The organism is Paenibacillus sp. FSL E2-0190, from assembly GCF_037992965.1.
Classification (GTDB): Bacteria; Bacillota; Bacilli; order Paenibacillales; family Paenibacillaceae; genus Paenibacillus_AQ; species Paenibacillus_AQ odorifer.
This window is the reverse complement of sequence record NZ_CP150306.1, coordinates 5,819,820-5,843,089: the sequence shown is the minus strand read 5'-3', so window position 1 is coordinate 5,843,089 and position 23,270 is coordinate 5,819,820. Positions and strand designations below refer to the sequence as shown.

Annotated in this window: 18 protein-coding genes, 1 pseudogene and 1 riboswitch; of the genes and pseudogenes, 17 read left to right on the top strand and 2 right to left on the bottom strand. The window is 47.1% G+C overall.

Features of this window, described 5'->3' with window-relative positions; genetic code table 11:
• Positions 1-100 precede the first annotated feature (100 nt).
• The 5 genes from NST25_RS25660 to NST25_RS25640 all read left to right on the top strand — a co-directional run bounded on the left by NST25_RS25660 (position 101) and on the right by NST25_RS25640 (position 8,823).
• Positions 101-4,789, top strand: a complete 4,689-nt coding sequence (locus tag NST25_RS25660) for a WIAG-tail domain (protein ID WP_340392760.1) — start codon at positions 101-103, stop codon at positions 4,787-4,789.
• 761 nt (positions 4,790-5,550) lie between these two features.
• A complete protein-coding gene (locus NST25_RS25655) occupies positions 5,551-6,393 on the top strand; it encodes a glycosyltransferase (RefSeq protein WP_256717266.1) in 843 nt (280 codons plus the stop codon).
• Complete coding sequence (locus NST25_RS25650) at positions 6,390-7,310, top strand: glycosyltransferase (protein ID WP_111505479.1); 921 nt, start codon at positions 6,390-6,392, stop codon at positions 7,308-7,310. Before NST25_RS25655 ends, NST25_RS25650 begins: the two co-directional genes overlap by 4 nt.
• Positions 7,307-8,044: a glycosyltransferase family 2 protein gene (locus NST25_RS25645; protein WP_076142551.1), complete on the top strand. Its 738-nt coding sequence runs from the start codon at positions 7,307-7,309 to the stop codon at positions 8,042-8,044. The genes NST25_RS25650 and NST25_RS25645 overlap by 4 nt, the downstream gene beginning before the upstream one ends.
• 47 nt (positions 8,045-8,091) lie before the next feature.
• The gene (locus tag NST25_RS25640; protein ID WP_076130445.1) at positions 8,092-8,823 is read left to right on the top strand and encodes a sugar phosphate nucleotidyltransferase; all 732 of its coding nucleotides are present in this window, start codon (positions 8,092-8,094) and stop codon (positions 8,821-8,823) included.
• A 65-nt stretch (positions 8,824-8,888) separates the two neighbouring features.
• On the opposite strand, the gene NST25_RS25635 is transcribed toward NST25_RS25640, so the two are convergent.
• Positions 8,889-9,404 carry a GNAT family N-acetyltransferase gene (locus tag NST25_RS25635; protein WP_076278183.1) on the bottom strand — a complete coding sequence of 172 codons (516 nt, stop codon included), beginning with the start codon at positions 9,402-9,404 and terminating at the stop codon, positions 8,889-8,891.
• A gap of 195 nt (positions 9,405-9,599) precedes the next feature.
• On the opposite strand from NST25_RS25635, the gene NST25_RS25630 reads away from it, so the two are divergent.
• The 12 genes and pseudogenes from NST25_RS25630 to NST25_RS25575 all read left to right on the top strand — a co-directional run bounded on the left by NST25_RS25630 (position 9,600) and on the right by NST25_RS25575 (position 22,082).
• Positions 9,600-9,887 carry a hypothetical protein gene (locus tag NST25_RS25630; protein ID WP_036679726.1) on the top strand — a complete coding sequence of 96 codons (288 nt, stop codon included), beginning with the start codon at positions 9,600-9,602 and terminating at the stop codon, positions 9,885-9,887.
• A 24-nt stretch (positions 9,888-9,911) separates the two neighbouring features.
• Positions 9,912-10,256: a hypothetical protein gene (locus NST25_RS25625; protein WP_036679724.1), complete on the top strand. Its 345-nt coding sequence runs from the start codon at positions 9,912-9,914 to the stop codon at positions 10,254-10,256.
• Entirely contained in the window at positions 10,253-10,555 is a 303-nt protein-coding gene (locus NST25_RS25620) for a hypothetical protein (RefSeq protein WP_051491084.1), read from the top strand. The genes NST25_RS25625 and NST25_RS25620 overlap by 4 nt, the downstream gene beginning before the upstream one ends.
• A complete protein-coding gene (locus tag NST25_RS25615) occupies positions 10,536-10,976 on the top strand; it encodes a hypothetical protein (protein ID WP_139330222.1) in 441 nt (146 codons plus the stop codon). Before NST25_RS25620 ends, NST25_RS25615 begins: the two co-directional genes overlap by 20 nt.
• Before the next feature lie 142 nt (positions 10,977-11,118).
• Positions 11,119-11,649, top strand: a complete 531-nt coding sequence (locus NST25_RS25610; protein WP_076179672.1) for a GNAT family N-acetyltransferase — start codon at positions 11,119-11,121, stop codon at positions 11,647-11,649.
• A 1,501-nt stretch (positions 11,650-13,150) separates the two neighbouring features.
• A riboswitch (purine riboswitch) is annotated at positions 13,151-13,249 on the top strand.
• A gap of 70 nt (positions 13,250-13,319) precedes the next feature.
• Complete coding sequence (locus NST25_RS25605) at positions 13,320-14,657, top strand: 5'-deoxyadenosine deaminase (RefSeq protein WP_340392754.1); 1,338 nt, start codon at positions 13,320-13,322, stop codon at positions 14,655-14,657.
• Between the two features lie 140 nt (positions 14,658-14,797).
• Positions 14,798-15,370 (top strand): RNA polymerase sigma factor, encoded by a 573-nt coding sequence (locus NST25_RS25600; protein WP_076272754.1) that lies wholly within the window; start codon positions 14,798-14,800, stop codon positions 15,368-15,370.
• The gene (locus tag NST25_RS25595; RefSeq protein ID WP_340392751.1) at positions 15,367-16,533 is read left to right on the top strand and encodes a hypothetical protein; all 1,167 of its coding nucleotides are present in this window, start codon (positions 15,367-15,369) and stop codon (positions 16,531-16,533) included. The genes NST25_RS25600 and NST25_RS25595 overlap by 4 nt, the downstream gene beginning before the upstream one ends.
• A 206-nt stretch (positions 16,534-16,739) precedes the next feature.
• Entirely contained in the window at positions 16,740-18,638 is a 1,899-nt protein-coding gene (locus NST25_RS25590) for an LTA synthase family protein (protein ID WP_339188373.1), read from the top strand.
• An 8-nt stretch (positions 18,639-18,646) separates the two neighbouring features.
• Positions 18,647-20,062, top strand: a complete 1,416-nt coding sequence (locus tag NST25_RS25585) for a hypothetical protein (protein ID WP_076302431.1) — start codon at positions 18,647-18,649, stop codon at positions 20,060-20,062.
• Between the two features lie 173 nt (positions 20,063-20,235).
• A pseudogene (locus tag NST25_RS25580) lies at positions 20,236-21,141 on the top strand (IS1595 family transposase); the annotation flags it as partial.
• A 26-nt stretch (positions 21,142-21,167) separates the two neighbouring features.
• On the top strand, positions 21,168-22,082 hold the full coding sequence (locus tag NST25_RS25575; protein WP_076280494.1) for a phosphotransferase: 915 nt from the start codon (positions 21,168-21,170) through the stop codon (positions 22,080-22,082).
• 328 nt (positions 22,083-22,410) lie between these two features.
• Here the strand turns inward: NST25_RS25575 and NST25_RS25570 are convergent, their stop codons facing one another.
• The gene (locus NST25_RS25570; RefSeq protein WP_076130435.1) at positions 22,411-23,163 is read right to left on the bottom strand and encodes an AAA family ATPase; all 753 of its coding nucleotides are present in this window, start codon (positions 23,161-23,163) and stop codon (positions 22,411-22,413) included.
• Positions 23,164-23,270 lie beyond the last annotated feature (107 nt).

Sequence of the window (23,270 nt, the reverse complement as noted above, 5' to 3'; positions counted from 1 at the left end):
ACATAATCTTATGAAGGCCTCATCGCAAAAGGGTGTCATAAGCCCATACCGCTGCATATGATGCCTAGGAGAAACATTAGATGGAAGGAGGAGACTGCTTGTGAGGGGTTCCAAAAAAAAGCAGCCGCGCAGTCCACAGAAACGACTCTATTTTGTAGATAATCCCAATAAAGAGGAACTGAGTATGCTGGATACCAAAAGCAGCTCTAGAAGCTCGGGGAATAACAGTGACGGAGTCAGTGAAGCAGAGATCGCGGAAGTTCAGGTAAGTGGGGGAGCAATAGCTGAAGTCGTTCTAGAGGAGCCAATTTCTGCTCCAGTTCTACAATTGGAGCCGGAGCTTATAGAGGAAGCACAGCTTCAGAAACAGGCGGATAATCTTCCTGAAACCGTATGGTTCGCTCCTCCAGAGAAAGAACGTTTTCAGCCCGTTTATACAGATGATCTTTCGGATGCAGCGGTGACCGGAGCCAAAATCGCTCCACGTACCATTGACGGTTCTAAGCTAAAGTTCGGCATTATTGGTACACCTTGGCTGCAAGATTACGCTGTACAGAGTATCAATATCGCGGACAAGGCAGTCACTTCTGCAAAAATCGCACCAGAATCGATAGTGGGCGAGCATTTAGCAGAAGGAAGCGTTAGTGGCGGTAAGCTGCTGGATCATTCGATCAGTGGTGAGAAGCTGAAAAATGGCAGTATTAGTCCAGAGAAGCTGGCTGATCGGATTATAGGCGGCGGTCAAATTGCAGATAAAGCTATTGAGAGCCGCCATTTAAGCGATTTGATTATTACTGCGGATTTACTGGAAGATGGAGCCGTTACTAGTGACAAAATAGGAAGCAGCAGCATCACAAGCCGCCACCTAGCAAACGGCAGTGTTGACCGTTCCAAGCTGGCCGATGCAGCGGTATCTGGCGATAAAATAGCTGATGGTGAAATCAGCAGCTCAAAGCTAGCGGATGCTGTCATTGAAGGCCGCCATCTTAGCGACGCTTTGATAACCGCCAGACATCTGGCCCCGGGAGCGATTGGTTCTGATCAGCTTGCCAGCAAATTGATCGGTAAGGAACAGCTGCAGACGGGTATTATCGAAGGCGGACATTTAGCTGATGGAGCCATAGGCTCCAAGCAACTTGGTGCAGATGTCGTGAGAAGCATCCATTTAAGCCCAGAAAGTGTGAATGGTAATCATATCGGTGATGGCGAAATATCGAGTCGGCATTTGGCTGACCGCAGCATCTCTTTTTTAAAGCTGGCTGAGGGTGCAGTAGGGACTGCGCAGTTAGTGGAGCAAGCGGTAACCTCGTCCAAAATTGCTGACCAAAGCATTCTCCCACATAAGCTGGCAGACGAAGCAGTGACCACAAGACATATTGCTAAATCCGCCATCCGCGGACCGCAAATTGCTATGCAAGCCATAACTTCTATTCATCTGGAACGCGAAGCAGTGAATCATTCGCATATAGCTGCGGAAGCGGTCGGCTCGGAGCAGCTCAAGGAAGAAGCTATTCAGACTCAACATTTATCTTCCGGTGCTGTGACTGGAGAACAGCTGGCTTCAGAATCTGTGGGTGGGGAGCATCTTCGTGCACAGAGCGTTACTTCAGCCAAGTTGGCAGATGGAAGTGTAAATGCAGCTAAGCTGGCAGCAGGTGCAGTGATTGGCAGCACGATTGCGCGTGAAGTAGTCAGTGGCGAACATATCGCTTTTTGTACAGTGGAGGAAAAACATCTGGCGGATGCCAGTGTGAGCGGCCGTGTATTGCAGGATGCTGTGGTAAATAAGGATCATTTGGCCACGGGAGCCGTGGAACGAAGACATCTTGGTGAAAATAGTGTGACTTCCGCTGCGATTCAATCGGGCTCAGTTTCAGGAGATAAGCTGGCTTCCGCTGCGGTGAGAGAAATTCACCTGGCAGCAGGAGCCGTGCAGCCTCATCATCTGGCCGATCATGCAGTAACCTCGTTGAAGCTTTCACCGGAAAGTGTCTCAACGGATAAAATCAGTGATTTAGCAGTCACTTCGGCTAAGCTTGCAGACGGCAGCATAGAATCCAGTAAACTGGCGGCGTCAGCAGTTCAAGCTGAGCATTTGTCGGTAAATGCTGTAAGTTCGAAAACCATAAGCGAAAGTGCTGTTCAAAGTAGACATTTGAATCCTGGCAGTGTCAGTGGGGCGCATATCCGGCCGTTGTCTATCGGGAATGGTCATATCCTTCCGAATTCTATTTCTGCAGTTCAAATCCAAGAGGGCAGTATTAATAGCTCTAAGCTGGTAAAAGGTGCCGTGGATTCTCAGCATCTTTCACCTGGTAGTGTAGACGGCAGCCATCTGTGTAACGATACGATTGAAGGCCGTCATATCCTACCGGGTGAGATCACGCTGGCTCATCTGGCGGAAGAGGTACGTAGCTCTGAATTGCTGCCAGACGGCTGCATAACTGGGGAGAAGCTGGCAGAAGGATCGGTAGATTCCAACCATCTCCTGCCTGGAAGTGTGAACGGAAGCCATTTGAACTCGGGTTCTGTAGAAGGTCGACATATCCTACCGGGTGAGGTCACGCTTGCTCATCTGGCTGCAGATGCATATACCTCCGACTTGCTGCCTGAAGGCAGTATTACCGGGAAGAAGCTGGCGGGAGCATCCGTAGATTCTATTCATTTAGTGTTTGGAAGTGTGGAAGGCGGACATCTAAGTTCAGGTTCCGTCGAAGGACGTCATATTGGAAAAGGTGAGATTACCTTAGCTCATCTTGCCGATGAAACCCGAAGCGCTGATCTGCTGCCAGACGGTAGCATTACTAGAGAGAAGCTGGCGGAAGAATCCGTAAGTTCTATACATCTAGTGCCTGGCAGTGTGGATGGCAGCCATTTAGGCCCAGACACAGTTGAAGGACGTCATATCCGATACGGTGAGATCACGCTGGCTCATTTGGCAAAAGAAACACGTAGCTCTAAATTGCTGCCAGACGGTAGTATTTCTGGAGTAAAGCTGGCACATGCTTCCGTAAATTCAAATCATCTAGTACCTGGCAGTGTGGAAGGCGTTCATCTAAGCTCAGGTTCTGTCGAAGGACGCCATATTGGAAAAGGTGAGATTACGTTAGCTCATCTGGCCGAAGAAACACGTAGCGCTGACTTGCTGCCAGACGGTAGCATCACTCGGGAGAAGTTGGCGGAAGAATCCGTAAATTCTAATCATCTGGTGCCTGGAAGCGTAGATGGCAGTCATTTGAGTCCGGACACAATAGAAGGACGTCATATCCGATATGGTGAGATCACGCTGGCTCATTTGGCCGAAGAAACACGCAGCTCCAATTTGCTGCCAGACGGTAGCATTACTGGGGAGAAACTGGCGGAAGCATCCATAAATTCAAATCACCTTGTACCTGAAAGCGTGGAGGGAACTCATCTGAGTCCGTCTGCAATAGAAGGACGCCATATTGGAAAAGGTGAGATCAAGCTAGCGCATCTGGCGGATGAGGTACGCAGCTCCGAACTGCTGCCAGACGGAAGCATTACTGGGGAGAAGCTGGCGGAAGCCTCCGTAGAAGCAATTCATCTAGTGCCTGGAAGTGTGGATAGAACTCATTTGAGTCCGTCTGCAGTAGAAGGTCTCCATATTGGAAAAGGTGAGATCAAGCTAGCACATCTAGCGGATGAGGTACGCAGCTCCGAGTTACTGCCGGATGGCAGCATTACCGGTAAAAAGTTGGAGGGTGGATCTATTACTGCCTACCATTTGGCTCCTGGCAGTGTCTATGGGGGACACTTAGGGGGGAATGCGGTAGATAGCCGCCATATCCGTGCTGGAAGCATTACTCTGAATCATTTGGCAGAAGAAGTGCGCAGCGCTGATTTATTGCCGGAAGGCAGTATTACAGGCGAGAAGATTGAAGTTGCGACGATTCAGTCTTTCCATTTAGCCCAAGGCAGCGTCTCTGGAGGTCATTTGGCCGGGGATGCGGTGGATGGCCGCCATATTCGATCGGACAGCATCACCCTGAAGCATTTGGCAGAAGAGGTACGCAGTGCGGATTTGTTGCCGGATGGCAGCATTACGGAAGAAAAACTCGCTGAAGGCTCCGTGAGTTCTTCACATTTACAACCATGGAGTGTTTACGGAGAGCATCTTGCTGACAAGATCGTGGCAGATCGGCATTTGCAGCCTGGCATCATCAAATTAGAGCATCTTGCGGATGAAACACGCAGCTCAGCCCTGCTCCCGGATGGCAGTATCAACGGAGCTAAGCTGAAGGAAGGCAGCATCGAGTCCGCTCATCTGACAGAAGGTGCAGTAGGGACAACAGAGCTTCAGGATGAAGCAGTAGTAGCATCCAAAATCTCTTCGTTTGCGATTCAAGCCCGCCATCTGGAAGAAGAAAGTGTTCAGGAATATCATATTTCCCCAGGTGCAGTAAACGGGACTCATCTGGCACCGAACTCTGTAAATACAGATCATCTGTCCTTCAGTCCGATTCAGACAGCTGGGAAGCGAGAAGCACTACAGCAGTTTGGAATGACAGCATTTATGTTCAATGGGGATGCAGAGAGTGTAGAGGTGACCGTATCGTTTGATGAGAGCTTTGGGCATACGGGTTATGTGCTTGTTGCCATGACCAATCAGCCTTACTTCTATGCTTCCTTAAAGAGCAGAGCCAATGGAGAAGCAGTGATTCAAGTGGTGCGGTTGCGCGAAACTCCGCATTTCTATGGGGTTATCTCTTGGATTGCTATAGGTGCTCCCTTAGCTAAACCGGCAGCAGATGATCGTGTATTTGATTGAACCTTAAGCAATTCCTCTTAAAAACAGCAGAGCAGCGAATCTCCTTATTGGAGATCGCTGCTCTGTTTTTTTGGTGGGGAACGGTACTTGTCAGCATCGCCGGGTTTAATCAATCGCTGTGGCTGCGGTTCTGTCCGATAGCCTGGTACTCTAAACATCTGCTACTACTTACGGACCCAAATGGCGTTATTTGCAGGTTTGTTGTCTTTTGAGGCTGGTTTCGGACTCTAGTGACGCTATTGTATAGAAATAGAGCCTTATTGGGTTCTTTTGATGCCAATAGCTGCTATGGAGTCCGTTAATAATCTAAAAGTGTGATAATGCGGCGAATAGGAGCAACTGTGTCCGATAGCGCCAAAGTATAATCATCCGCTGCAGATTCGGTTGTGTCCGATAGTGCAAAAGTATAATCATCCGTTATGGATTCGGTTGTGTCCGATAGCGCAAAAGTATAATCATCCGTTGTGGATTCGGTTGTGTCCGATAGCGCTAAAGTACAATTACCTGATGCGGATTCGGCTGTGTCCGATAGCGTCCTAACCTAATCCCCCTGCTGCGTTACTGCGTTCGTTACCGCCGCAGGTTGTGTCCGCGGCAGCTGGCTATGCGCAATGTATCTAAGCCGAAGTTTGGTGGGGAGTACATTTGTCCTGTTTTCAGAACGACAGGAGACAATTGCCGTTACCCTGTGCGTTGTAGTACATAAACTGTGATGTAACCCTCAGCCTGAAGAATTGGCTCTGTAAGGAAGGTGGATGAGCATGAAGCCCAAACGAACTTCTGCCCGCCGCACAGGGCGGCGGGTCTCTCGGATGAAGCGGCGGACTTCACGCCCAGTGCGGCAAGTCGCTGTAGTCCCTATAGTTAACCATCCTAATCCCTATGTTTCGGTTATTATTCCAGCCATGAATGAAGCTCAGACCATTGCGGGAGTGATATCTGGAGCCAGAGGGGTCCATCCGCGCTGCGAGGTAATTGTGGTCGTGAATGGATCCACTGATCAAACGGCAGGGATTGCACAATCGCTAGGTGCGCGTGTTATTTCCTATGAGTTGCCGCTTGGACACGACGCTGGCCGTAGTGTGGGAGCTGAGGCAGCCAAGGGAGAAATCCTATTGTTTACAGATGGAGATTTGGTGATACCTGCTTCGGGGCTGCGTCCTTACGTCACTGCTGTTAGTGGTGGAGTGGACATAGCGCTTAATGATTATTCCGGTCCGGTCCGGAAGCTGTCCCCCCATCCGGTGGTGCTGTCTAAACATGCACTGAATATTCTGCTTGGCCGTCCAGATCTGAAGGGATGTTCGATGACGGCAGTTCCGCACGCAATCAGCCGCAGAGCACTTGATATTCTAGGGTGCGATTCATTATCACGTCCTCCACTGGCGCATGCCCAGGCAATTCTTAGTGGACTGCAAGTGGTAGCCGCTCACAAAGTACCTGTAGGGAAGTTAAATGCGGTGAGACGCAAGGAAGACGGCATAGATCCATTGCAGCAGTTAATTACAGCGGATCATATGGAGGCTGTATCCCTCTTGCTGGAACATCGGGGGAACAGAGCGGGCTTTGGCGACGGAGCCCGGCGCAGAGAGATGGTGAGATGATGGTTGCAACTTTACGAGGCACAGCAGCTCGAACGGCAAAGAAACGCCCAATCCGTCACAGGTCAGCCAATCGCTCTGTAAAAGCCAACGCTGCTGCTCGCCCGCTTCTGTCTCGGCAATCGAAGGCAGGCAAGGAGACTCTGAAATTACCGAAGTTACGCGGGACTTTGTCAGTCATTATCTCCGCGCGTAATGAGGAGCAGACCTTGTCACGTCTGCTGCATCAGGTTGCACGGCTTGAACCTGCAGAAATTATCGTCGTACTTAATGGCTGCAGTGATAACTCTTTTCCTATTTCTAGACAACATCGTCAAGCCATTGTAGTACACTGCCCAGAGTCTGTCGGACATGATGTGGGCCGGGCTATCGGTGCAAAGCTGAGTCGCGGGGATATATTGCTTTTTCTGGATGGAGATATGGTCATTCCGGCCTCTCAGCTCGTTTCATTCACGGCGGCTGTAGATCGCGGAATTGATGTAGCTCTTAATGATTTAGACTCACTGATGCCTTCCTTTGGATTATGTGATGATGTCACCCGCAGCAAACTGTTTCTGAATTATGCTCTGGATAGGTACGATCTCGGGGTTAGCTCTATGACAGCTGTTCCTCATGCGCTTTCGCGGCATGCGCTTGAGACCATAGGCTACCGTGAATTAATGGTTCCACCTAAAGCCCAAGCTCGCTCTGTATTAGAAAAGTTACGGGTGGAGAAGGTAGGAACGGTAAATGTTATTAAACATAATCGGCTGCGCAAGGCAAATACAGGGGTTGGAAATGCTGTGGAAAAACTGATCATAGGAGATCATGCTGAGGCTCTACATGAGGTTCTTTCCCGGCGAAAAGCTGGCGGTCTGCTAAGTAGTGAAACACAGCGTGAGTACCGCAGACAGGTAGCCGCTTGGAGGAATCGGATATGACGCTGACGAGTATTATTATTCCAACCTACAATGCGCTGCCCTTGCTGCGGGCCTGTGTGGAATCTATTCGTGCCTACACTCCGCCGCCTTATGAGATTATCGTAGTGGACAATGCTTCAACGGACGGAACAGACACCTATTGCCGTGCGAATCATATAACGTTTATTTCATTGCCAGACAATCGCGGCTTTCCAACTGCATGCAATTTGGGGCTACAGCTAGCGTCAGGTGATGAAGTCCTGCTGCTGAATAACGATGTAGTGGTGTCTCAAGGATGGTTAACTAATCTGAAGAGGGCTCTATATAGTGCTCCTGATGTAGGTATTGTTGGACCAGTCACAAACTATGCCAGTGGACGTCAACAGGTGAAGACCGATTATGAAGGTCTGATAGGTTTTCATCAGGCTGCTGAGAGGGCGAACCTTCCAAATCCCCAGAAATGGCTGGAGACGAGACGGCTGGTAGGATTATGTTTTTTATTCAAAAGAGAGCTGCTAACTTCCGTAGGTCTACTGGATGAGAGATTCTCACCTGGACATTACGAAGATGATGATTATTGTTATCGCGCCAGGATAAAGGGATATCGGCTGCTTATCGCCGGGGATTGCTTGGTGCACCATGAAGGAAGTGCAAGTTTCAAGCAAGTTTACAATACCGGACTGCAAGAACTGGTGGAACGAAATCGCAAGATCTTTATAGATAAATGGAATGTAGATCCTATTAATTTTATATGAAGTGCAGATCCGAAGGCAAAGGACGTAGATAAAGAGGAGGAAAGTAAGTGAAAGGAGTCATACTGGCGGGCGGAACAGGATCTAGACTTCAACCGCTGACCCGGCTTATGAACAAACATTTGCTTCCGGTCGGCAAATATCCTATGGTCTGTTACGGCATAGACCGGCTTCGCCGGGGAGGAATTACCGACATTCTTCTGGTCATAAGCAAGCAGTCTGCTGGATTATACACGGATTTTTTAGGCAGCGGTGCTGCATTTGGTGTATCTCTGACCTATAAAATTCAGGAAGCTGCCGGAGGCATTGCCGAGGCGCTTGATTTAGCAGAAGGGTTCATTTTCCCAGGGGAACGATTTGTTGTATTGCTCGGGGATAATCTTTTTATGGATGATCTGAAGCCTTATGTGGAGAGTTATCTTCGTCAGCCGGCGGGCACTGCAAAGGTGTTGCTGAAGCCGGTGGAGGACGCGCGCAGATACGGTGTACCTGTGTTTGATAGTCAAGATGCGGCATGGATTGCTTATATCGAAGAAAAGCCTGAGCATCCGAAGACCAATTATTGTGTAACTGGTATTTATATGTACGATGAAGCTGTATTTGATATCATCCGGCGGGTATCGCCTTCCAAGAGGGGGGAGCTGGAGATTACCGATGTAAATAATATATACGCCGCTGATCGCAGACTTAGTTATGATGTGCTTAAGGATTGGTGGAGTGATGCGGGGACGTTCCAGTCTTTACACGAGGCGGGGGAAAAGTTAAAGGATGCACTGCCATAAGGCAGTGCTTTTTTTGTTGTAATCCTGCTATAGATAGCCGCAAGGGCTTTGGAATCACGCGTTACTCAGAGAGCTCGGGGGTTAGAAATCCTCCACCAGATTAAATCCTCAGTTTCTTTGTATCTCTCAGAGCCTAGACGCTCCAATACTTTGTGGGAGGCTGTATTATCTTTTTCAGTGTCAGCGATTACATAGACAGCTTGGGGATGGGAGAAGATCCATGCATTAATTGTGTGTAGTGCCTCTGTTGCATACCCTTTTCTTCTATATTTCTCATCAATCCCATACCCTAGAATAACCTCGCCTTTCTCATTCGGGTAACCTTTAAGGATAATGAATCCTATAATACATTGATCTTCCCGATGGATGATGGCCCAGTTCGTTAACCATAGGTAATGGTCGGGGTCCTGCTGCACCTTTTTTAGCCTGATCTGCATAGCATATTGCATTTCATCATCAAGCGCCGCACTGATGGCAGCTAAGCCTAATTGCTGCTGTAGCTCCGAATAGTTATCTATTGCTAGCGTGAGCTCTGGGGCAGTTAAAGGTATTAGATCGATACGCTTGCTTTCAAGCTTCATATATTCCCCACCAACCTTTGGTAAACTCAGGATTGTGCATTTCACATTTTAATCCTTTTAAATGTACTTAGCAATAACGTAATTTTTATGTCATTCCAGTCACGAATAGAGCCTTAACTTGTCGAGGATCCCGGCACCGTCCCGGCTCCTGCCGCATATGCTGTAGCAGGGCGTTTGAGCAAAGGAGACATGAAGGTGCAGAGTAAAATAACTAAAGTCCTGCAGCACATGGCCCATACGCACGAACAGATGGCGCGGATTCTAGACGCTGAGCGCCATGTGGCTGTCCGTATGTCGCAAATTGTCCACGATCTGCCAGATGCGGAGCCTGATTTTGATGGGATCAGCGGGATGATCGAAAGCTCAACTCAGGTAAACAAGAACATTATTGCTTACTTGAATGCACTTGCAGATCTGGAAGAAGCGATGGCTGATGGGGTAGGCAGAGTGATTAAGGAATTGAACGGTCAAGAAGAAGAGTAACGCTATAGGAGCAGGAGGCGGAAGATGAGCAGAGAAAAGGCTTATCTGCAAATGCTGGAGTCCACCGCCGCCATCCAGTGGAACGTTGCGTTGATTCTGGAAGCTAAGGCGGTTGAAGCTGAAAAGGTAAAGCAGTGGGCACAGCATCATATCCACGCTAGAGCCTTTGATTCCCACAGTGAGCAACTGAAGGAGTCCCTCTCTATACACGAGGTCATCGTGGAGATGGTCGAAGGGCTGACCAAACTGGAGAACGGACTCTACAGCAATTTAAAAGCAGTGCTGGGCAGTGGTGAAGACGATGGTGGCGGGGAAGGTTTTGGAGACATGTCAGGTGATGGCTTTAGTTTTGGAGAAGACAGCAAATGAGCGGGGACCGTCTCTCTGAACATGCCGTCAAGCTGGAGATGATTCGCTCCATTTCGCGCAGTCAGGCTGCTTTGGCGGCCATCTTGGAGAGCATCGCCGAATTGACGGAGCAATCTGAGTTGACGGCCCGCAAATTGAGCGACAATATCAGGATTTTAAGTGGGTATCAGAGTGCGATGTGCCGGATGATGTCCGGGATTTCACTACATCGTCCTAAACGGGGAATTCCTGCTGCGCCATGGCTGAGCAAGGCATACGCCGTAGGAACCTCCAGAGAACATGGAGCACAGGAGGAGTAGAAGCATGAAGAAAAAAAGCCGCAGAACGCTACGTTCAGGCAGAACCCGTAGACGCACATTGCTGCTCTCGCGGAAAGCAAAAGTTCGTAAAGGGCTAGCCCGTAAATCCCGCAGAGTTCTTGCCCGGAAAACTGCTCGTTATGGGAAGTCAAAGAAAGGCCTATTGCTACGCAAGAAAAGAAGACTTCGTCGCAAGCTTGTTCGTAAAGTAAGGGTTGCGCAGCCACCGGTGATTGTGGTACCCGTGAGCGAGGCTCCGCCTGCTCCACAGGTAATTCCGCTCCCCCCGGAGCTGGGCGTTTCGCCGGAAACGCCTCCGGCAGACGCCTTTCAACAGGGCTACACCGAAGCATACAACGTGGGGTTCGACGCCGGTTTCGCCAAGGGCTTCGAGGACGGGCATAAGCTGGAATTCAGCTAGGAGACACAGATGACAAGATCCGCTCCGTCCGTGAGCGGGTCTTGGGGTTTTCGTGCGGACTGGTTTGCTGCGCTGCCGATGTGATAAACTTCATAATGAAAGTGAAAATAATATGAGGTTAAGATGAAGGCAGGGATGATTCATGGGTACTGAGATTCGCAGAGCACGCAAAGATGAGATTGATGAAATTATGGAGCTGATTGCCAAATGCGTACAGGTGATGCAAGCAGGTGGCAGCGATCAGTGGGACGAGCATTATCCGAACCGGGAGATCATCTCCCTTGATATTGAACGTGGCAATCTATGGGTATGTGAGGAGAACAATGCGGTGGCCGGCATTCTAGTGTTGGACGAGCACCAATCCGAGCAGTATGGGAAGATTGACTGGACAGAAACGCAAGGGCCTCATTTAATTATGCATAGATTGGCTGTGCATCCCGAAGTGCAAGGGAAGGGAATTGCGCGCCGTCTTAGCACTTATGCAGAAGAATATGCTCGCCAGAATGGTTATTCCAGTATCCGTCTGGATACATATGCTAAGAACACTGGGGCACTCGCCCTATATCCCAAGTTAGGTTATGATCGCAGGGGTGAAGTAACTTTTCCGGGGCGCACCGCTAATTTTCCGGTGTTCGAGAAGGTTCTAGAAAAGCACGGAAATTCGGAAGCTTAACATAGCAAGAGAACCAGAGGATATCTCAGAGCCATCAAATGGCTGCTGGGATATCCTCTTTTTTCGTGAAAATAACACCTTTCTCTAAACAAAAACTTTGTTTGATTAGGTAGCATTTGCGCTTACGGAAACCCTGCTCAAAAGGCGATGAATTTGCAAAAAAGCGTCATTGGAGTCCGAAACCCTGCTCAAAAGGCGATGAATTTGCAAAAAAGCGTCATTGGAGTCCGAAACCCTGCTCAAAAGGCGATAAGTGTGCAAATAGCGTCATTGGAGTCCGAAATACTGATCAATAAGCGAAAATGTGTAAATAGCGTCAGCTGGGTCCGAAAGCATCAGTGGCAGAGTATGACTCGACACTATCGGACCCAGATGACCTTAAACGTGGAATTTTCCCACATTTGGGATGCTATCGGACTCCAGCGAAGCTATTGCTATAAAACACACTGCATATGGGCCTGTAACGAGGGAATAGCGTCACTGGAGTCCGAAACCCTGCTCCAAAGGCGATAAATGTGCAAATAGTGTCATCTGGGTCCGAAAGCATGGAGGATTATGACTCACCAGTGGTGTGGACGTAGCGAGAGCAGTAGAAGCAGAAGCAGAAGTAGATGTAGATGTAGATGTAGACGTAGCAGTGCAGAAATAAGAGTAGTGTAGGGACAGTAGTAGTAGCAGAAGCAGTAGATGTAGCAGTGTAATAGTCGCAAGGGGAACATAGATGTGCAGAAGTAGAAGTAGTGTAGGGACAGTAGTAGCAGAAGCAGTAGAAGTAGCAGTGGAGTAGGCGCAGGGAGAAAGTAAAGGTGCAGAAGTAGGAGTATAGTAGGAGCTGTAGTTGTAGTTGTTGTAGCAGTAGACGTAGCAGAAGCAGTAGACGTAGCAGTGTAATAGGCGCAAGGGGAACGTAGAAGTGCAGAAATAAGAGTAGTGTAGGGGCAGTAGTAGAAGCAGTATCAGTAGACGTAGCAGTGGAGTGGGCGCAAGGAGAATGTAGGAGTGCAGAAGCAGTGGAGTAGGCGTAGGGGAGAAATACAAGAAGCCGAAGCAGTGCAGAAGTAGCAGTTGAGTAGCAGTAGGGTCGGCATAGGTCAGTTAGATGAATAGAGCTAGACGTACACTTTCGGGCTCTGACCAGTCCACCATACCGCGCTATATGCAGGCAGCGGTTTAGCACAACGCGTTAGAGTAAGCAGAGATACTGTCCGAAATGGTCGACCTAATCGAACGAAACGGCTGTCTCTTAAGCCATGAAATAGCTCTTGGATAGCTTATTTTTTATGTTTTTCTGACAGTAAATCTGACGCAAAGTACAGGGTATCGTGATCGAAATTTTCTTCAAACAGAATAATCGTGATCATAAATCGAATTATGTTATTTAACATAACATAAAATACTAAATCACTTTTATGAAACAGTATTAATAAAACGAAATCAATTTTATATGTCATGTATATTGACATATAACCTGTCTTTAGATTATTATTGGACTATTCAAATTACAACTGAATAGTCTTTTTTTCGTATATCCTTAATAATTGGTTTAAGGGTCTCTACCGGGAACCGTAAATTTCTGGCTACGAAAATATGCTCAGGCATATTTTTGTGGCCTTTTTGTGTTACAAGCGTGAAGTTGTGCTGGAATTAACTCAATGAGGGGGAGAAGGGCTATGGGGAATATTTTGATCAAAAATGCCGAAATCATTACGATGAACAAGCAAGAGGGAATTATACACGGGGATGTCCGGATTAAGGATGATCTCATTGTTGAAATCGGCACTGGCCTTATCCCGCAGGGCGACGAGCAGATCATTGATGCTACGAACCGTACATTGATTCCGGGTTTTATCCAGACTCATATTCATTTATGCCAGACGTTATTCCGAGGTAAAGGGGACGATCTGGAGCTGATGGATTGGCTGCGCAAACGAATCTGGCCATTAGAGGCCGCGCATGATGAAGAATCCCTTTATTATTCGGCTATGCTTGGCATCGGCGAACTGATCACCAGCGGCACGACGACGATTGTGGATATGGAGACTGTCCATCATACGGATTTTGCGTTTCAGGCTATAGCTAAAAGTGGAATCCGGGCCTTGTCCGGCAAGGTGATGATGGATCAAAAAGGGGGAGATGTGCCTGAGGCGCTGCAGGAGGATACCGCATCTTCTTTGCAGGAAAGTGTCGATCTACTGGAAAAATGGAATGGTTATGGAAACGGCCGGATTCAGTATGCATTTTCTCCACGTTTTGTGATTTCCTGTACAGAGCCTTTATTAACCGAGGTGCGGGATCTGTCCGCAAGATACCATGTGAAGGTGCATACTCATGCGTCTGAGAATTTAGGGGAAATTGAGATTGTGCAGGCCATGACTGGCATGCGTAACATCGTCTATCTGGACCATCTAGGATTAGCCAATGAACGGCTTATATTGGCGCATTGCGTGTGGCTGGATGCTGAGGAGCGGCGGATTTTGCGGGATCGAGGGGTGCATGTAAGTCATTGCCCGGGTTCCAATCTGAAATTGGCCTCCGGAATTGCCGACACACCAGGGATGCTTCATGAGCATGTTTCTCTTAGTCTGGGAGCGGATGGCGCTCCATGCAATAACAATCTGGATATGTTTAATGAGATGCGATTGGCGGCGATTATTCAAAAGCCTCATCACGGACCCACAACCATGGATGCCCGCAGTGTATTCCGTATGGCTACTATTGGTGGGGCGAAGGCCGTAGGGATGGAGGATAAGATCGGGAGTATCGAGGTAGGCAAAAAAGCAGATCTAGTGCTCCTGAATCTCTACAATTTTCATACCTTCCCCTCTTACGACGTAGATCCCATCTCTAGAATTGTATATTCCGCTACGCGGGCAGATGTGGAGACAACGATAATCGACGGGGAGATCGTGATGGAAAGAGGTTTGCTAAAGACTGTGGATAAAGAAATTGTACTAAATGAAGCTAACCGTTCTATTAAAAGATTACTCACGCATACCTCGATCGTTTGAGGGGAAAGGTCGATTCGGATTCGGATATCTTATCATTCGCAGGGGATCATCACTGGACCCCCTGTTTTTTTATGAGAAAATATGAACATAAGGGAACTAAAGTGCCTTTTATGAGGTCGTATTAAGTGAGGTGAAGCTAATTGGAACTGGAAGGTCTTCAGCATAGCGAGACGATGAATGAACAGCAACTAAGAGAAATCATGAGCCGTTACGGAGAGGATATATGGAATTATATCTATTATCTTACCAAAAATTCTGAACAAGCCGATGATCTGGCTCAAGAAGTATTCATTAAATGTTATTACCGGATTGGAACGTACCGGGGGAATTCTTCATTTAAAGCATGGTTGCTTACGATTGCCAGGAATACTGTTTTTTCGCACCGGAAATCGCGCTTTTTTCGTTCGGGCTTATGGGGTGGTGTACAGCCATTGTCCACGGTTGATGTGAAGCAGCGGGAAAAAACTATCGAACCTCTTGGCGTAGCCCGATCTGCGGAGATGGAGTATTTGGGTAATCAGTCCATTGGTGAGATATGGGATCTAATTATGGCATTGTCTCCAAAGCTGCGCGAAATATTGGTCCTGGATTTGAAATATGAGCTCTCTATAAAAGAAATAGCTGAACTGATGAACTTGAGTCACGGAACGGTAAAATCAAGATTGCACCGAGCGCGGCAAAAAATTCAGAACAAATTAAAGGGGGTAGAATGATGGAGGATCATAAACCGGAATGGTATGCTCAGGCCCGAAAAGGACCTTTTGGAAATGAAAAGTTTACTATGAGGCATGCAGACAACGTCATTCGCCGAATTCAAGAAGATCAACAGGGAGCGAAATCTTACTCAGGAAAAAGACTGCCTGTGCAATTGTTGGCTGTGGCGGGTTTTATTGTATTGTTGGGCTTAGGTGTATTCTTTCTGAACGGAAGGTTCCTCGGTAATGATTCAAGCAACCCTGCGCAAACTGAGGTTTCGTCGCATTTCACGGAGGCTGAGCTACAGCGGAACGCAGATCAGGTGATGCAGAGTTTACTTGGAAAGACTTATCCGCTAGATCACCGGGAATGGCTTAAGGAGCAACAGCAGATATTTTACTCTTACCAGAAAGGTGAGGACTCCGCATATATCTGGATCAATTATGAGACAGGAGAACTGGTGCAAACGAAGATGAGTAGGATTCTGACAGCTGCGGAGATCGACGCTGAAATGAATACCCGTGCGGAAGAGATCAAGGGCAAACTGGGTTATGCGAATGATTCAGCTTATGAAGTGCTCAGATACGCTGAATATGATGTTACACAACATTCTGGCGTGAAAATTGAGAATAACTTTAGGGCGGAGAAATGGCGTATCGGATTTGTAAATGGTGAATTCGATTACGCATCAGCCACGCTTGAGGCCTCGGCGGTATCAGAAGAGATGCGTCAAGCTGGGGAACAGGCCTTGAAGGTGTTGAGAGGTAACGGAGGTGAAGAGCTTAGTTTAGTATTTCGGGCTATGGACAAGGATCAGGATACGCTTACGCTGCAATACGGATCAAAGGTTTCGGTTACGTTCGATACTGTTACTAGAAGGATTGAGCAGATTAGTGATACAAATCCTCGTGCTAGTGATAAAACAGATCCCAAACAACTAACGGTATTAGACCGGGAGCTGTCTCTAATTGATGGGGATCGCCTACGTGAGAAGGCAGCACCTCTGCTGACTAAGATATTTAGCGTTGCTGATGTGAGCGAATATAGCTTGCTTAAAAGAGATCAGGAGCCCGGGAATCTCACCTTTCATAAGCTTGGCAGTCCTGAGATCACTGTATATTATGATAGTGATTTAACGATCTGGAAGGTAAAAGAGGATTTGCCAGCAAGCCAGTCTTAGATTGAAAGGCATAACATAATAGGCTTAAATAGGGAGGTTCCACAGCCGAAAAGGCGTGGGATTTCCCTATTTGTAGTGGGAGCGAAAGGTGCACATTTTTGATAAAAAAAGTAAGTATTGTTATACTAGAACAATCTGATATTTTACAGAAAAGATGAATAGAGTTCATAATCAGAACAAATGAAAAGGTAAGAGGGGATTAAAACGTGAAAAAGCACGGGCCGAATCGAGCTCAGTTCTATATTGTTGTCCTGCTGCTATGGTTGAAGCTGCTCCTGCTGAGAGTGCTGTTCTTTGATAGAATTGCTTGGGAGTGGATTGCAGCAGATGTTGCTCCAGTCCTCTTCATCATGGGGATACTGACAGTCATTACTCCTTCGCGGGTGAGAACAGCTGTCTATTGGACATTTAACGGGATATTATCGCTGCTGCTGTTCGCAGCCAGTGTATATTTCAATCACTTTGGTTCTGTTCCTACGTATCTGGCTTTATATGAACTGAATCAGGTGTTTCAAGTGAAGGCAAGCGTAGAATCAACGATACAGACTATTGATTATTTATTTTTCGCTGATTTTGTGATCATGGCAATCTATGTCTTGATCCGCAGATGGAAGCATGGAAAAGCCTATCCGCGTGAGCGTGAGCGATTCAGCTCCCGGAACACACGATTGGCACATATGATGGTGATTCTGGTGGCTATTCTTGGAGGTTTTGCCTTATCGGCCAATTCTGTCAATTCTGCGCGGGGAATTACAAATGAGCTTGTGCAGGCAGAAAGTGCCGGATTCCTGAATTATGAGGTCGTTGCCGCAATTAAGGTCAAGGAAGATAACAATCTCATTGGAACCGGAGATATTAAGGATACCATCGCGAAGATTGATGAACTGCAAGCTTCCTATCCTTATAGTAGTAAGGCCGCGGGCACAGCACCTGATTATTTTGGCTCGCAAAAGGGCGAAAATGTAATTGTCATCCAAATGGAAGCTTTCCAAAACTTCCCGCTGCATCAATCCCTGAAGGGTCAAGAGCTGACTCCAGTGTTGAACAAGTTGGCAGATGAGGGATTTTACTTCCCCCATGTCTACCAGCAGATTGGTCCGGGCAATACTTCTGACGCTGAATTTATGAGCAACACGTCGATTTATCCAATCGGGACCTTGGCAATGTCCACTGGATTCGGGGACAGAGAACTGCCGAGCCTACCACGTCTGCTGAGAGATAAAGGATATGAGGCGTACACCTTTCACGTGAATCAAGTGGGCTTTTGGAATCGGAATGAGCTATATCCTGCACTTGGATTTAACGGCTATTATGATAAAGATTATTTTACCAATGATCATTTTAATGCGTTTGGTGCTTCCGATGAACAGCTTTATATTACGGGTGTCGAGAAATTGGCAGAGCTGCAGAAGAAAGGAACTCCTTTCTACGCACAAATGGTGACGGCGTCCAGCCATCATCCCTTCCAAATTCCGGACTCTTTTAAGAAGATATCAGTGCCTGATGAGTTAAAAAACACGATGCTTGGCGATTATTTGACTGCTATTAACTATACTGATTATGCCATTGGAACTTTAATAGAGGGTTTGAAGAAAAATGGAATGTGGGATAACACTGTGCTGGTGATGTATGGCGATCATTTTGGCTTGCAGCCGCAGGATGTGCCACCGGAGCAAGTGGAAAGTGCACTGGGGATTCCATACGATTCCCGAATCAGTCGCTTTAATATTCCATTGATTGTACATGTACCAGGAATGGAGCAAGGGAAGGTAGTAGAGAGAACCGGTGGACAGTTGGATATTCTTCCAACAATAGCTAACCTATTGGGGGTTTCTTTAAAAGAAGAAGGTTATACAGCATTTGGTCATGATCTCTTGAACATTGATCGTAATGTGTTAGGAATGCGGTATTATTTGCCTTCTGGTTCTTTCTTTAATGATGATATTCTCTATGTGCCTGGTAAAGATTTTGCTGATGGTAAAGCTGTGTCGTTGGATACGCTTAAGCCAGTATCGGATTTCACAAAATATCAGACTGATTATGAGTATATTTTGAAGCTAATGAATTTGTCCGACGAATATGTGAAGCTGTTACCACAGAGATAGGGGGAATCATGAAAAAGTTCTGGAAACCGGAGTATCTCGTAGGCCTTGCCGGCTGCGGTATCATTATTTATTTGCTATTCGTAGGGCCATTTATTGGTGTTGCCGATAACGGAGATTTTCTGCGTATGATGAATACCATCGGTCTGAACTACTATGATACTGGAGCATCGTATGCCGACCAGTTTTTCAATTTTAGTCATTCCAGTTTTGCGTATGAAAATTTATTTAGAGGTTTTTATCCATCCTCACAGATTTTTATAGTACTTGTGCCGAGATTGATCGGCGGGCTCATCCATGGCAGCTTTTTTGATGTTCGTTTGCTGGGTGCAGTTTATGGGCTTCTTTTACTGGCGGCAACTTGGCTGCTGGTGAAGTATAATGCTCGTGGCTCTTATGTTACAGGGCTGCTGTTGGGAGCAGCTATCTTATTTGTATTTTACGATATCGGGTATGTGGCCTATTTCAACTCCTTGTTTGGAGAACCAGTGTCGATGGTGTTTATGCTGCTGACATTTGCATTAGGATTAAGATTAACCAGCCAAGAGAAGCCAACCACTAAAGGATTAACCTTATTTTTTATCGCGATTCTGTTTCTGGTCACCTCCAAAATCCAGAATGCACCGATTGGGATTGCCTTTGCACTGATTTTCTTGCGGTTTATGATGCTTGACGGAGAGGGCAAATGGAGGAAGTTGGCGTTACGTTTTTCGATTGCCATCTTTCTTGTATCCATCGTTTTGTATGTGGCAGCGCCAAAAGATCTTAAGCATATTAATCTGTATCAAACGGTGTTTTTTGGGATTCTAAACGAATCGCCGGATGTGAAGGGAGACTTGCAGGATCTCGGATTGCCGGAGCGGCTGGAGGTACTGGCGGGTACAAATTATTTTCAGACCGATACAGTGATTAAGCAGGATGATCCTTCGCTGGTTCCGGACTTCTATGACCGTGTATCTCATAAAGATGTATTGTTCTTCTATCTGAAGCATCCGGACCGGTTGATAGATAATATGAAATATGCTGCGAGTAACAGCATGGCGATTCGCCCGTATTATCTAGGAAACTATGAGAAAAGCGAGAATAAACCAGCAGGTGCATTATCCTATACTTACAGTGCATGGAGCCAATTCAAAAACAAACATATTCCGCACACGCTCGGATTTCTCTCCATATTCTATCTGGTGTATTTTGCGGGAGCTTTGTTCCAGTATTTCCGCAGCAGGGATATTCGTGGCAAAGTTGCCGGCGAGCTGCTGATGCTGCTAGGGCTAATAGGGATTTTCTCCTTCTTGGTTCCGATTCTTGGGGACGGAAGGGCTGACATCGGTAAGCATTTATTCTTGTTTAATGTGTGCTTCGATATGATGGTTGTAGTCATGTTTGGATGGATTGTTCACAAGCTGACGGGGATTGCGAGACGCTAATTTCAAGAACCTATCAAACACAAAATAACACAAAGCAAACAGCAAGTTTCCGATTTGGAGACCTGCTGTTTTTTTTAAAATATGGCTATGTTAAACTTTGTTGTTGATATTTCATAATTACGAACAAGTGTTCTATAATAAGGGCGATATAACTGTTCGGAGATGATTTGCCTATGGATTTAAAGGAACTGAAAAAGCTTGCTGATACGTTGGACGATAATGGTAAGCGAGAACTTATCTACTTTTTGCAGTCCCGAACCAAGGGAGTGGCACTTCCAGTTCGAGCGATTGATGAAATTCAAGAGCAGAAGCATAAAGATGGACTTGTTTGCCCGCATTGCAAAAACCATTCTGTTGTTCGATTTGGAAAGTAGGCTGTAAGAACACGCACTGGAGAGGTTAAACGTCAACGTTACCGTTGTAAGTCCTGTCGCCAAACATTCAATGACCTTACGAACACCCCTCTGCAACGAATGAGGCGACCTCATATGTGGGTTCGTTTTATCGAATGCATGATTGAGGGCTTTTCTCTGAGAAAATGTGCAGAGCAGTTAAACGATGAAGTCACGCATGTCACCTTGTTTTACTGGCGGCATAAGATTCTTTCCGCTCTGAAGCAGATTCCAACCGAAGCATTTCAAGATATTGTTGAAATGGACGAGACCTACTTTCTTTACTCGGAAAAGGGCAAGCGGAATATTACCGAACGCAAGCCACGTAAACGTGGCGGCAAAGCGAAATATCGTGGTATAAGCCACGATCAAGTGTGCGTGCTGGTTGCCCGTGACCGTCAGAAAATGACTTACTCTGGCGTACTTGGGCGTGGACGTATTCGGATTACAAAATTAGACGAAGCGATTGGTGGTCATCTATCTGACTCAAACGTGTTATGCACTGATTCATGGAGGGCATTTAGCTCCTATGCGAATTCAAAAGGCATGACTCATTACCGATTCAAGACCGACGGAAAACAACGTGTGAAAGGCGTGTACCATATCCAAAACGTAAACAGCACCCACAGCCGCTTGAAGAAATGGATGGATCGCTTCACTTTTAGGGAATGTAAACATCTAAATAACGTAAGGAACGAGGAGGCAGACAATTCATGGGAGGAACGAATGTATGGGATGCGGAGTGGGAGGTTAACGAAGAGCAGGCGCGGACGCTGATCGGCAGACAATTCCCTCAGCTGTCATCGAAGCAAGTGAAGCGATTGGGCTGGGGCTGGGACAATACGGTTTTTCTCATCGGTGACGAGTACGTGTTCCGGTTTCCAAGAAGAACGATTGCAGTTGGCTCGATTCGTATGGAAGGGAAGCTGCTGCCAAAGCTGGAGACATATATAACCATCCCCTATCCGAAACCGTTGTTTTATGGCGAAGCAAGTGACGAATACCCGGCACCATTTCTTGGCTATGACTACGTGCTAGGAGATTTCCCAATCGGTTTGACGGAAGAACGCCGGGCTTTATCGGCAGAGACGCTGGCGAAATTTTTGCGGAGATTGCATGAGTTTCCGGTGCAGGCGGCGCTGGAGTGCGGAGTTCAGCAAGATCATCGAAACTTGACGGACATAGCATCGCGCAAAGTGAAATTGGAGGGCTTTCTATCGAAGGTGGTTGAACACTTGTCGCCGGAGGAGTCCGGTGTGATCGAAGCGTATATTAGCAGGCTGCAAAAGGACCGTGTCGAGGCGGTGAATGCACTGCTACATGGCGATCTTCATTTCAAAAATATGCTTGTGAATGAGAACGGGATCGTTTCCGGCATCATTGATTGGGGCGATCTGAGCGTAGGCCATCCGGCTTGCGATTTGAGCGTTGCTTATAGCTTTTTACCACCTTACGCTCGCGGCGTGTTTTTCGAAACGTACGGAGGAGCGGACGAGGAAACGAAGCTACTGGCGCGGCTAATCGCGGTATACATCCCCATACTGATCTTAATGCAAGCGGTCGATGACGGGAATGAAGCAATTGCGGCAGAGGCGAAATCCAACATCATGCGGGCACTGTCGGATTAGGCTTATTATTTCGTTGCGGCTATGGGGCTATGGCTATCGGCACCATTTTGTCGTTTAAAGGCCGCGATAAGGTACGATCCGCCTTCTCTGATGCCGCTTTATGTTGAGGAACACGAAATTCAACAGAGTAAGTCGTTGCGCTAACGGGACACGATAGCTAGCAATAAACCGCCTTTTCAACGAAGGCGGTTTTCTTATGGTCAAATATCAACATTAGAATTTAACATAGCCAAAAATATAAGAATTTATATGTTCCATGTTGTAAATATCCTTATATTTCTCGCTTAAACGCTTACCGTCCTTAAAGGGACGTCGAAGTCGTGTATGCTTATTCATCTTCAAATAACTCACGCAACATCCCTTGACGATCGTTCATAAACGCTTTGGTCACGGTATAATGTTCGGTTTCCTCCAAGGCGACGGACCGTATTCCCTCCCCCTCCAAGAGAAAAATTTCAGCGCCGGGATAGGACATCAGAATGGGGGAATGTGTTGCGATAATGAATTGTGAATCTTGCCCGACCAGCTCATGCATACGCACCAGCAGAGACATTTGACGTAAGGGGGAAAGCGCTGCTTCAGGCTCGTCGAGGATATAAAGACCGCGGCCGCCGAAACGGTGAACGAATGTAGCTAAAAAAGACTCTCCGTGGGATTGCTCATGCAGAGATTTGCCTCCGTAGGAGTCTTTGATCGGTGGGCCACCGGGTTGTTCATCCAACTCATCAATATAAGAAGCCACATTATAGTAACTCTCCGCACGCAGAAAAAAGCCGTCCTTCGGCCGTCTAACCCCTCTAGCAATTCTAAAATACTCATAAAGATTCGAATGCGAGGAACGAGTGTTAAAAGAAAAGTTTAGCGTTCCACCCTCAGGGTTAAAGCCCCAAGCAGCAGCAATTCCCTCTAACAAGGTTGATTTGCCTGTGCCGTTCTCTCCAACAAGAAAGGTCACTGGTTTTTGAAAAGTCAGGCGATCCAGCGTTCGAACAGCAGGCAGATGAAATGGATAGGTTTGAAAGGATGGCACCAGATCACGCAGCAGCTCCGCGTGTCGCAAATACAACGTGGTGTTATTCATAGTTCCCCCCTTGTGAATTTCAAAAAGTAATCATCTTCGGACAGATTGGACAGAGATGACAAGTTTAGTGCCTCTAGCTAGTCCTTTATAGTATAACAGCATCCAGC